General features: G+C 46.6%; 10 protein-coding genes and 1 tRNA gene. 7 read left to right on the forward strand and 4 right to left on the reverse strand.

The genetic code is table 11. The features are described from left to right. Positions 1-64: 64 nt before the first annotated feature. A complete protein-coding gene (locus ASC40_RS00710; protein ID WP_055437877.1) occupies positions 65-1,441 on the forward strand; it encodes a M28 family metallopeptidase in 1,377 nt (458 codons plus the stop codon). 23 nt (positions 1,442-1,464) lie between these two features. Continuing rightward, positions 1,465-2,055: a YqaA family protein gene (locus tag ASC40_RS00715; RefSeq protein WP_055437878.1), complete on the forward strand. Its 591-nt coding sequence runs from the start codon at positions 1,465-1,467 to the stop codon at positions 2,053-2,055. Between the two features lie 18 nt (positions 2,056-2,073). On the opposite strand, the gene ASC40_RS00720 is transcribed toward ASC40_RS00715, so the two are convergent. Genes ASC40_RS00720 through ASC40_RS00730 form a run of 3 tightly spaced genes read right to left on the reverse strand, consistent with a single transcriptional unit; the run spans position 2,074 to position 5,040 of the window. Next, complete coding sequence (locus ASC40_RS00720) at positions 2,074-3,069, reverse strand: ArsA family ATPase (protein WP_055437879.1); 996 nt, start codon at positions 3,067-3,069, stop codon at positions 2,074-2,076. A gap of 16 nt (positions 3,070-3,085) precedes the next feature. Then, on the reverse strand, positions 3,086-3,358 hold the full coding sequence (locus ASC40_RS00725; RefSeq protein WP_055437880.1) for a cory-CC-star protein: 273 nt from the start codon (positions 3,356-3,358) through the stop codon (positions 3,086-3,088). Between the two features lie 2 nt (positions 3,359-3,360). Then, positions 3,361-5,040 (reverse strand): carbon starvation CstA family protein, encoded by a 1,680-nt coding sequence (locus ASC40_RS00730; protein WP_055437881.1) that lies wholly within the window; start codon positions 5,038-5,040, stop codon positions 3,361-3,363. A 129-nt stretch (positions 5,041-5,169) separates the two neighbouring features. Between ASC40_RS00730 and ASC40_RS00735 the strand changes: the two genes are divergently transcribed. From ASC40_RS00735 to ASC40_RS00755, 5 genes are all read left to right on the forward strand, one after another. Next, on the forward strand, positions 5,170-6,996 hold the full coding sequence (locus ASC40_RS00735; RefSeq protein WP_055437882.1) for an ABC transporter ATP-binding protein: 1,827 nt from the start codon (positions 5,170-5,172) through the stop codon (positions 6,994-6,996). A gap of 188 nt (positions 6,997-7,184) precedes the next feature. After that, complete coding sequence (locus ASC40_RS00740; RefSeq protein ID WP_055437883.1) at positions 7,185-7,421, forward strand: hypothetical protein; 237 nt, start codon at positions 7,185-7,187, stop codon at positions 7,419-7,421. Between the two features lie 132 nt (positions 7,422-7,553). Continuing rightward, entirely contained in the window at positions 7,554-8,828 is a 1,275-nt protein-coding gene (locus ASC40_RS00745; RefSeq protein ID WP_055437884.1) for a DUF2868 domain-containing protein, read from the forward strand. Further along, positions 8,819-10,216, forward strand: coding sequence for a GTPase/DUF3482 domain-containing protein (locus ASC40_RS00750; RefSeq protein ID WP_055437885.1), 1,398 nt, complete (start codon positions 8,819-8,821; stop codon positions 10,214-10,216). The genes ASC40_RS00745 and ASC40_RS00750 overlap by 10 nt, the downstream gene beginning before the upstream one ends. 102 nt (positions 10,217-10,318) lie before the next feature. Then, positions 10,319-12,235 (forward strand): sensor domain-containing diguanylate cyclase, encoded by a 1,917-nt coding sequence (locus ASC40_RS00755; RefSeq protein ID WP_055437886.1) that lies wholly within the window; start codon positions 10,319-10,321, stop codon positions 12,233-12,235. Between the two features lie 3 nt (positions 12,236-12,238). Here ASC40_RS00755 and ASC40_RS00760 read toward each other — a convergent pair. Then, positions 12,239-12,315: transfer RNA gene (locus ASC40_RS00760), tRNA-Pro, on the reverse strand. Positions 12,316-12,326 lie beyond the last annotated feature (11 nt).

Here is a 12,326-nt window from a genome sequence, read left to right on the forward strand (position 1 = left end):
TAGTCGCTTCACGTATAACATCAATACTATGACACTGTCGCCCATTCAACCAGAGGAACCTGCAATGAATTTGTACCCTAAGGCGAGTTTAGTCGGGCTGTTTTCAGTATTGCTTGTTAGTACTGCAAGTGCCGATGTGGAGTATGTAGACCAACCAGCACTGCATGATATACAAGCGCAGGTATCGGCTCAGCGCATTGAAGCTGACATAAATAAGTTGGTTAGTTTTGGTACTCGTCATACTTTATCAGAAACCGATTCAGATACGCGCGGTATTGGTGCCGCAAGACGCTGGATAAAGGCTGAATTTGATAAAATATCAGCGGCTTGTGGTGGATGTCTTGATGTGTACTACCAATCGCGAGTGATTAAGGGGGAGTCCCGTATTCCTGACCCTGTCGAAGTTGTTAGTGTCATTGCGGTGCAGCGTGGTACGGTCGACCCGAATCGTTATGTCATTATGTCGGGCGATATTGATTCACGGGTTTCCGACGTCATGGATTATACCTCGGATGCGCCAGGTGCCAATGACAACGCCTCAGGCGTCGCCGGTACCATCGAAGCTGCAAGAGTACTTAGCCAATATAAATTCGCCGGTAGCATTGTGTATGCTGCGCTTGCTGGCGAGGAGCAGGGGCTTTTTGGTGGCCGTATTATGGCCGAACAAGCACAAAAAGACGGTTGGCGCATTAAAGCGGTGCTAAATAACGACATGATCGGTAATATTGAAGGTATTAATGGCGTTATTAATAACACCACGGCTCGTATTTTTGCCGAGGGCACACGCCAAGACGAAACCGAAGCAGATATGCGTCGTCGCCGCTTTACCGGCGGTGAAGTTGATTCGCCAAGCCGAAACCTCGCGCGCTACATTGATTGGATGGCAGACCGCTATATTCCAAATTTAGACACTATGGTGATTTACCGGTTAGATCGTTTTGGTCGCGGTGGGCATCACCGCCCATTTAACGATTTAGGTTTTCCTGGTGTTCGTATTATGGAAACCAACGAAAACTATCATCGTCAGCATCAAGACCTTCGTACCGAAAACGGTATTGTTTACGGCGATACTATTGACGGTGTCGACTTTGATTATGCGGCGAAGCTTACCGCTTTGAACGCCGTGAGCTTAGCCAGTATGGCATGGGCACCAAGCCCACCGGCACAAGTGAAAATTACTGGGGCGGTAAGCGCTGACACGACGCTTAGCTGGGCGCCGGCTAGCGCCGCTGAAAAAGCGCATGTGAAAGGCTACCGCATATACTGGCGTCATACCGACGCACCGAACTGGGAGTTTAGCCAATACGTGGGTAATGTGACTGAGGCGACGCTCAAAAATGTAGTGATAGACAATTACTTTTTTGGCGTGGCAAGTGTCAGCAAAGACGGTTATGAAAGCCCGGTAGTGTTCCCTGGTGCTGCTGGTGCTTTTGGTGAATAACCGGTGCCAGAGGAATAACGCCTGTGCAGCAAACGAACAATAAACGCGCTGACCGCTGGTTAGCGCGCTTTGCCGACTCGAATTATGTCTTATTGGCTATTTTTGTGGCGTCGTTTTTAGAGTCGCTGATCATTCCTATTCCTCTAGAGCTTATTCTTATTCCCTTGCTGATGCACCAACGCGATCGGCTATGGTCTATTGCAACCGTTACCCTGTTAGGGTGCTTGTTTGGGGCAAGTGTTGGCTACGCTGTCGGTTTTTGGTTATTTGAAGACATGGGTGACGCGCTGCTCACATGGCTAGGTTATCAAGATGCCTTTGAAAGCTTTACCGCGCGTTTTGCCGAGCATGGGTTCGCTACGTTGTTGTTAGTAGGCGTTTCACCTATTCCGTTTCAAGTGGGTATGCTCAGCGCTGGTAGTGCTGAATACCCGTATGGATTATTTATGCTGGCGGCTCTTATTTCTCGGGGTATTCGCTATTATGGCCTAGCGTTGTTGGTTTATTGGTTTGGTGAAGCAGTGCTGCGCTGGTGGCAACAATACAATCGTAAAGCGGGTTGGGCGGTGTTAGCTGCTGCGCTCTCGGTCTACGTTGTGTACCTGTTTATTTAAGCTAATTTCTGTTTCGTATTAGGGTAATTGCTCAGCAATGTCCTTCAGCGCATCAAGACCGTGCAGATCAGTGGGGAATAACGGTAAATAAACCCGTTGAAGGTCTTGAAATTCATGCTCTATTTCGTTGCGGTACTGAGCTTCTTGCGCGCGCCGTTTGGCAAAAAACTCACCGTCTGCATGGTCAGGCAAGTTGCGGTTAATAACTAATCCAGCAATGGGTAGTTTTTCTTGCCGCAGGGCGGTAACTGCGCGAGCTGTTTCCAAAATTGGTAATTTTTCTGGGGTTAACACAAAAATAAGTGCCGTTTTGCTCGGGTCTGTTAGCACATGCCGTGTGCGATGAAACAAACGTTGACGCCGCAATAATGTCTCACTAATTTCAGCGGTTCGCTCATCAAGCTCGGCAGACTCATGTTGTTTAGGGTCGGCCATTGGGTTGGTAATGTCTTTACCGGCTTTAGGGCTTAAGTGTTCGAGCACACCTTCAAGCTTTTTACTGCGCTCAGTCTGTTTTAATAAACCTTGCGTCCAAGCTGCCATTGCCTCTGGTAATGTCAATAAGCGCAAAGTGTGCCCAGTAGGGGCGGTGTCGAAAATGATCAGATCATAATCGGCAGGTTTTTCGTCAATAAGCCGGGCAATGCGTTCTAGAAGAGCGGCTTCTTGTGCACCGGGTGATTGTTGCGTTAAGCGCATTTGCCGTTCTATTTCTGGGTACATGTCAGGCTTACTAAAGCGCTTCATGGTTTTCATTACGCGGGTAATGTGTGCTTCAACTTCAGCATCGGGGTCAATTTCAAGCGCATCAACGCGCTCTGTCATTGACGTAATGGTGTCACCAATTGGTTTATCAAATGCATCGGCTAGGCTGTGTGCTGGGTCAGTAGAAATTAATAAAACCTTGCGGCCATGTTTAGCTTGCTGAAGCGCAAGAGCCGATGAAATGGTGGTTTTACCCACGCCACCTTTGCCGCCAACAAATACAATTTGTTTATCATCTACACTGAACATTTAAGCACCTTAACGCTTAGCAACAACGAAAACCATCAAGCGGGGAGTGCTCCATGCCCATTCGCAGGTGCCACTGGTGAAAACGCTCAAGCAACAAGGGTTGCAGCTCAAGCGTGTAATATGAAGCGGGATTCGGAACACCCATGAGTTCAGAAAAAACCAACATCATGAATAAATCGTCTTCGTCCCGTTTAGCTCGTGCAATTGCCGACCGGTATGGCGCGTTATATACCTCTGTGGCATAGGCGTTGGCATTTTTTACCCAGTCGACAATGGCACGTATTTTCATGCTTAACTAGCCTTACTTGCTTTATTCTCGCGCACTAAACGCGTCAATACACCCGCCGATTCAAGCGCAATCCAAATGGCCGCAATCAGCACGACTAAATCTAAGCTGAATAAGAACCAGTCTGACTTGTGGTAAAAGCCCATTAACTGGATGAGTAGGGCATAAATAGTCATAACCAATAAGAACAGCAGCGGAATGAGGGTCACGTACATGGGGCGCCCTAATTTAACCAACATAGTGGTGACAACCAACAACGTTAAACCGGCTAGCAATTGGTTGGTGGTACCAAATAACGGCCAAATTAATAAGCCACCTGAACCATCAGCGCCGCCAGCGCCGAAGGCTAGTAATAAACAGGTACCTACGGCTAACAATGTCGCCGGAGCCGCTTTTTCCATCCATTTGATGTTATAAATGTTGCCCCACTCTTGAAAAATATAGCGCTGTAAACGCAGACCCGTGTCCATGGTGGTGCCCGCGAATAACACGGCCATAACCGTGAGCAATGTTTGTGCTAGGTCGACATCAAGGCCCAAGCCATTTTGCAGAATATTGGCGCCGCCTTGCACGAACGCTGTGACACCGCCTTGACCAAAGCTGTGGTACACCGCTTGCCAGTCGGCTAACGTCGCAAAACCTGCAGTGACTGCAATAATGGTTGCTAAAGACAGCGAACCTTCACCAATGGCGCCAAAATAACCAACAAAACGCAAATCAGTTTCTTTGTCTAATTGTTTTGAGGTGGTACCTGACGCGACTAAACCATGGAAGCCAGAAATAGCACCACAAGCGATGGTAACAAAGAGCAACGGAACTAGGCTTGGCGTGCCCTCGGGTACATTCGTATTGAACGCTGGCGCGACAAGCTCAGGGCCACTAATTAACACCGCACCGTAAACTAAAAACAAACCGATGAACAACTGTAGGCCGTTAATATAATCGCGCGGCTGTAGTAGCATCCACACAGGTAACAACGAGGCGATGGCCGCATAGGCAAAGAGGACTAAAATCCATTGCGCATTGTCTGACACGCCAAACACCGTTTCTGGTAGCTCGATAGGGAAGCTAGGGCCTGCGTATATCAGCGCATACAGAGCAATGACGCCAAGAATAGATACCGTACCTAGGTTCATCCATTTGCGGAAAATAACCTGGCCGATAATTAACGCCACAAAAATAGCACCCCACACTGGCACAACAGAGCTTGGGAAGTTAATCAGCAAACCTGAAATAGCGGTTGCGAACACCGCATTCACCATTAACAGCACTAAAAAGATAACGATCATGAACAAGCTTTGTGAGCGTTTGCCGACCACATCACCGGTTAAAGCGCCAATTGACCGTGCTTTATTGCGGTTGGAGGCCCAAATGGCACCGGCGTCATGTACACCCGCAAAGAAAATGGTACCGAAAACAACCCAAAGAAAAGCCGGAACCCAACCCCAAATAACAGCAATAGCAGGGCCGATAATCGGAGCTGCGCCCGCAACTGAGGTAAAGTGGTGCCCCCAAAGTACGTATTTGTTGGTAGGAACAAAGTCGATACCGTCTTCAAATTCATGAGCCGGGGTTCGGAAGTTAGGATCGAGTTTAAATATTTTCTCGGCTATAAATTTCGAATAAATTACATAGCCAAGAAACATCGCTCCTAAACCGAGTAACATCAGCAAAATTGCGTTCATGGTATTACCTTTTTTGGTTTATTATAAGGACGACAATAACTGCGTTATGGTACTTCATACCTAGTTAAGACGGACATTCGACCAAAGTCTAGCTTATTTCTACGCAATTCACCTGTTGAAGGATCCTCAATGTTTCGCTGGTTTGAACAACGTTTACCGCCATTTCCAGAAGGGCAGCCTGAACAGCCACCAAAAGGTTTAGTGGCGTTTTGTATTTATTACAGCAAGGGGGCTTGGCCCTATATTTTTGCGGCTGGCGCGCTAATGATGCTCATTGCCATAACCGAAGTCTGGTTGTTTAGTTTCATTGGTAATATTGTCGACTGGCTAGCCTCGCAGAACCGTGCAACCTTTGTTAGTGAGCAGTTTTGGAGTTTAACTGGCATGGCGGCAGTGGTGCTCATTGGCTTACCGCTATTGGTGGTGCTGCATTCATTAATCACTTATCAGTCGCTGCTTGGTAATTACCCAATGCGAATTCGCTGGTTGGTGCATAAATATTTACTGAACCAATCAATTACTTTTTACCAAGACGAGTTTGCTGGACGCATAGCCACCAAACTAATGCAGACCGCCTTGGCCGTGCGAGAGTGCGTGATCAAGCTGTTTGATGTGCTGAATTACGTGACCGTATACTTTATCGGCACTGTGGCCATTGTTGCCAGTGCGGATTGGCGTTTGGCGTTACCGCTGCTTGCTTGGTTAGGGCTGTATATTGTGCTGTTGCGCTATTTCGTGCCGCGTTTAGGCAAAGTAGCTGCTGCTCAAGCCGATGCCCGTTCAATTATGACCGGGCGTATTGTTGATAGTTACACCAATATTCAAACCGTAAAATTGTTTTCCCATGCGCAACGTGAGCTGACGTACGCAAAAGAAGGTATGAGTGACTTTTTGGGAACCGTGCATAAACAAATGCGCTTGGTGACCAAGCTCTACACCTGTTTATATATTTTAAATTCGTTGTTGTTATTCTCGGTTGGCTTCCTAGCTATTCAATTGTGGGTTGACTCGTTAATTAGCGTGGGCGCCATTGCTGTTGCGTTGAGTTTGGTATTGCGTTTATGGGGTATGAGTCAATGGATTATGTGGGAAATATCCTCGCTGTTTGAAAATATCGGCACCGTGCAAGACGGTATTAAAACAGTGTCTGTGCAACAAGACATCCAAGACAAAGACAATGCTAAGCCCCTAGCCGTGTCAAATGGTGAGATTCGATTCGACCAAGTTGATTTTCATTACAATGCCGATAAACCAGTTTTAAAGCAGTTGAATTTAACCATTAAAGCTGGCGAGAAAATTGGCTTAGTTGGGCGTTCAGGTGCAGGTAAGTCAACCTTGGTGAATTTGTTACTGCGCTTTTTTGAAGTAAACCATGGGGCGATTACCATTGACGGACAAAATATTTCCAACGTGACGCAAGAAAGCCTACGCCAACACATTGGTATGGTGACCCAAGATACGTCACTATTACACCGTTCGGTACGTGGCAATATTGCTTATGGCCGCCCTGATGCCACCGATGCAATGATCGAGCAAGCAGCGCACAAAGCCGAAGCTGATCTCTTCATCGCCGATTTAGAAGATGCGCAGGGGCGCCGAGGTTATGATGCTCATGTGGGTGAACGCGGGGTCAAATTGTCGGGCGGTCAACGCCAACGCATCGCCATTGCACGGGTGATGTTAAAAGATGCGCCTATTCTCATTCTCGACGAGGCAACCTCAGCACTTGACTCTGAAGTTGAAGCTGCTATTCAAGAGAATTTATACCGCTTAATGGAAGGCAAAACGGTGATTGCTATCGCCCATAGGTTGTCGACTATTGCCGCTATGGACCGCCTGATTGTTATGGACGAAGGGCAGATTGTTGAGCAGGGTAGCCATGAAGAGTTACTCGCAAACGGTGGTATTTATGCGCAATTATGGGCCCGTCAGTCAGGCGGTTTTTTACCTGACTAATCTGCCGAGCGTAGTGATTCGTGGTAATTACTCTGCTGCTATAAAGTGATATAAATAATTGCCGATAAAAAGAGTACAAATATTTACAATGAATTTACCTGAAACTTACGGTGCAAATTACAAGTTTTACTTAGACTAGAGCAGTGTTTTGTCTAACAGTCGATTGCTTCGACAAGGTGGAAGTGGCTATGCGTAAATTATTATTGCTGCTTATATTCGCTGGTGCAGCGTTTAAATATTATAACCAAGACCAGCAAATTGATATTACGCCAGAGGTAAGTCTGTCTGATTGGGCAGTAAAACTTAGTGAAATTGCACCGTCTTCGAAGCGAAAAAATGTGAAGCTAGTCTGCCCGAATGATCATTATGTAAGTGTTAACCACGATCTGTCAGAGGCTAGTTGCCGCCAACGCACACAACTGTAATTCCGCCGTTGTATTAGCGTCGCTTCTCGGGTTAAATAACAATTATAATAAACGGTGCAGAGCTGCACCCCAATTAGCGAAGTAGACAGCGGTATTATGTTCAAATTATTCTCCCGATTTCGTTCCATTTGGATGGCGGAGCTAGTTCGCCGTTATGAACTACAAAATGGCTTTCAGCGCGCTGACGCAATCGACCATCAAGCACGTCAAATGCCGACTATGGAGCAGCGCGTATTTAAACGTGCCGAGCTGCTTGCGGCACGCTTAGGCCTGGTTCACCAACTTCGTTTGTGGGACCACTTTCGTCGTCTTATCGCTATTTTACTGTCTGTGTTCGCTGTGCTCGGTGCTGTTGCTTTGGTTCGCGGTACCTTATCAGTTAATCAACCCATTTCACTAAGTTATGCACTAATGATGCTGCTTGGTTTGCATCTGATTTTATTCATTCTATGGTGCGTATCACTGTTGCTCAAAGACAGTTTTGGATGGATTGGGCGCATTTCATTGTGGCTATTAGAGCATATTGGCCAGCGCCAATATAATCAGCAATTTAACAATACCTTACTCACCATTGCTAATCAGTATCGATTAACCAAGCCAGCTGGTGCCGTATTAACGCATGGTTATTGGACATTGTTTATGTTGATGGTTTGGTTTGTGTTGTTTTTTCATTTAAGCACAAGTGCATATACCTTTACCTGGGCGACCACAATCTGGCCCGCCGACAGCCTTCAGGTGTGGGTTAGTGTGCTTAACTTTATTCCGTCATTATTCGGCGTAGATGCGCCTTCTGTGGCGGCTATGTGGGATAACCCGGCAGCCAGCGAACAATTGAATGCAGGGCGTTGGTTACTGGCCTGCATTGTTGTTTACGGTGTGGCTTGGCGTGCAGTTGCGTTATTTGGCTCATTATTGCTGGTATTACGTCGCGTGGCGGCCATGAGAATTGACTTAACGCTACCTGGTTATGCCCCGGTTATACGCAAACTAACCACTTCTGCGGCGACTGAATTAATTGATGCCGACAGTGACGTGGCAGGAATGGATGACTGGCAAACCCGTGAGCCAAAGCCAGGCCAGGGTGAGTTAGTTATAAGCCTTGACCACGAACATGATCAAAACTGGTTACAACGGCATCAAAATGAAACCTGGTATGGCGGCGTTATTGCGCGTAGCGATGACCGCCAGCGCATACTACAACGGCTTGACGATGCTCCGGTGGCGACGCTTGTGGTACGTGTGAATGCGCAATTAACCCCAGATCGCGCTGCGCTGCGTTTTATTCAGCGGTTACAACAATATTGTACTCATGTTGAAGTACAGCTTGTTATTAGTGAAAACCCTGATGACGAGCGCATTGGTCACTGGCAGAAAGGCTTAACCGAGGAGGGCATCATATGGAATTAAGTAATGCATTGATGCTCGCGGTTGTCGGGCATACAAACACTGGCAAAACGTCATTAATGCGCACCTTATTGCACGACAGCCAATTTGGTGAAGTAGACTCACGGCCAAGCACAACGCGCGAAGTAACGAGCATTGATGTGGATGCCAACGGGCATGTATTGATGCGATTATTTGATACTCCAGGCTTAGAGGCCGGATCTGATTTATTTGATCATTTGGTACACAGTGAATCAAGTTTTCGCCATGACGGCCCTGCGCAAGTACGTCACTTTTTGAACACCAAAATTGCGGCGAGTGAGTTTGAGCAAGAATCCAAAGTACTGCGCCAACTATTGAAGTGTCACGCTGCGCTGTATGTGATTGACGTGCGCGATCCGGTGCTTCCTAAATACCAGGATGAACTGAGCGTATTAGCGCGCTGCGGCAAGCCAATTTTGCCGGTGCTTAATTTTACCGGGCAAAAGCCCAATAACATGAACCAGTGGAAACTGGCTCTCACTAAAGTGAACTTACATGCGTATATTGAATTCGACGCAGTAAGCCCTCCCGAAGGTGGTGAGTCGATATTATTCAGCCGACTAGGGGCGATTGTTCCGGGGTTCCATGAACAATTACAACAACTCGCAGACTATCGTCAGCAACAGCGTGAGCACCGTTTAAATACCGGTCTAACCCAAATTGCCGAGTTATTAGTTGACGTTGCTGCTTATTCAGAAAATGTTCCTGCACAAATAACCGAAAAACCATTGCGCGTGCTTATTGATAACATGCAGCAGTTAGTAAAGCGGCGCGAGCGCAACTGTGTTACCGAGATGCTAGCGCTGTATGCCTTTCGAATTGAGCACGTGCGTTTGCAGCAACTACGCTTAAGCGATGGCGATTACAAAGATGATTTGTTCGAGAGTGAAACACTAAAAAACTTTGGTATTAAAACTAGCGTAGGTGTAGGCAGTGGTGCTGCTGTTGGTGCTGGCCTTGATTTGATGGTGGGTGGCGCAAGTTTGGGCGCGGGAACCGCACTTGGTGCAGCGATAGGCGGCTTATGGCAAGGCTGGACTCATTATGGTAAAAAAGTATTAAGCCACATGCGGGGCGAACGCGAATTAATAGTTGATGACGAAATCATTAAGTTGCTGACGCTGCGTCAAATGAATTTGCTGCAACAACTGGCAACCCGAGGCCACGGTTCTCAGCAGTTGCTGTTAGTAACGCAGTCGACCAAATTGCGCGATCAGTTCTTGCGTGCGTTATCAACACGGTTAAAAGTGGCACGACGCAACCCACAATGGTCAAGCTTGAGCCAGCGCAGCTTTATTCGTGATAACGATCGTCAGCTGTGTGTTCATGACATTACTGAGCTGTGCCGCGGCTTTTGGCAACAGGGCTAACCGAGGGGATTAAGCAGTACCCACAAAGAGGCGTTTTTAATTCATTGGTTGGCGTTATACTAAATGTGTCACAGTAGGTGATGACTACAAGGATGCCAAGTCATGGCAAAAGGGCAGGCCAAAATACCGCGTTCATTTAATCAACTGACTCGTCGCGTTGTTATCGGTATTTTATTAACAGGAGTCATTGCCAGTTTAAGCACTTTAGTACCACTTTATTTTTATGTTGAAAAATCAACAAATAATCTAGCGTTAGCTTATGCGAACGCGCAAGCCATCGCCGTACAACAGCAACTTGAGCATTATTCATCAATTGCCGCACAGTTTTCGAGTCGCTCACATATTCGTCAGCAACTTTATCAGTACTATCTTGGAAATATAACCAAATCGCAGCTAACTCATGACTCGCAGTCGCGTCTAGAAGATGCATCGCGACTTATTCCAGAGCTTATTATGGGGTATCGTCTAGATAGCAAGTTGCAGTTAATTTCTAAGTATCCCGGCCCGGCGGATAATAACGAGCTACCCACTGACATTTCGCTTTCCGAACTAGCAGGGAAGCCTATCTACTATGTTGCTCATACCACTGTTGATGAATCCAATACTAGTTCCGAAACCGCGATTTATATTTCGGCAACATCACCGGTTTATGATGATGAACATCAGGCAATTATTGGTGTGGATATTTTGCTGTTTAATAGTTTTGCGATACAAGGAATTCTTCGCAATTTGAATCAGTTTGGGCCAGAAACCGAATTTCAGCTGGTGAACACCCGTGATCGTGTTTATTTAAAGTTTAATCCGCATACCCAAGCACTTGAACATGACCGTTTAACAGAACCGCAGATGCTTGCGTTAGCAGGTTACGGTGATCAGGCATTTGTTTTTCATGCGCAGTCAAATTCAGATGAAGGACTAAGTCATTATTTCGTTCCTTTTCGAGATTCACAATGGGGCCTAATAGTTACAACGCCTAATCAAACATTAGCCTATGGTTTGCAGTCAGGTTTACTGTGGATTTTAGGCGGCATTCTATTCTCTGCATTAGTGGGAGCATATTTGATTCGGCAATGGCTGCAGCCAATTATTAGAGTACAAATTGAACGTACCATGCAGCTTAAAGATTCGAACAATAAATTAGTGCTTGCGAATACTGTGTTTGAGAAAACCCATGAAGCAATCGTGATTACCGACGCCAAACTAACCATTATTCGCGCGAATAGCGCTGTGGCACGATTGTTTGATACCGATGTTGCCCATTTAAAAAGCAAAAGCCTACTAAACTTTGTTGATCATGAAAAAGTGACTACTGCAATGCGCGAAGACGTAACGCGGCATATTCGGCAGCATGAAAGCTGGCAGGGGGAAGTGTGGTACGTGCGTCCAACTGGGTCAAAGTTCCCCGCCTTACAGACCATTTCGCCGGTACGCAATAGTGAGGGTATAGCAACCCAGCTGATTCATATTTTTAATGACATATCATCTGAGAAAACAGCACAGAAACGTATTGAAACTTTAGCGATGACAGATGCACTAACGCACTTGCCGAATCGCTTTGCCATTGAACATCTACTGAAAGAAGCTATAGAGAAAGCTACGGCCGATCACACCCACGATTTTGCTGTGCTTTTTATTGATCTTGATAAATTCAAACCGGTTAATGACACCTATGGCCACGCTGTTGGTGATGCTTTACTGCAAGCCATTGGGCCACGCGTGAAAGAGGCGCTGCGCGCAAACGATGTTATTGGACGTTTAGGTGGTGATGAGTTTGTGGTGATCATTAATCAAATTAAGCACCGAGATGATGCTGGTGCAATTGCCGACAAATTACTTATAGCGTTACAAAAGCCGTTTAGAATTGGTGAGATTACGGTACAAGTTGGTGCTTCAATAGGTATTGCATTTTACCCAGGCAATGGGCTTACAGCGACGGCATTATTAAGTGCTGCGGATAATGCAATGTATGTTGCTAAGCAGAATGGGCGACAACGCTATCAGATTGCGCCGAAGGAATAAAATTGGTCGGCGTGACTGGATTTGAACCAGCGACCCCTGACACCCCATGACAGTGCGCTACCAAGCTGCGCTACACGCCGACCGAGCCCGC

Origin of the sequence: Pseudidiomarina woesei (assembly GCF_001418345.1) — a bacterium.
In the GTDB taxonomy this organism is placed as follows: domain Bacteria; phylum Pseudomonadota; class Gammaproteobacteria; order Enterobacterales; family Alteromonadaceae; genus Pseudidiomarina; species Pseudidiomarina woesei.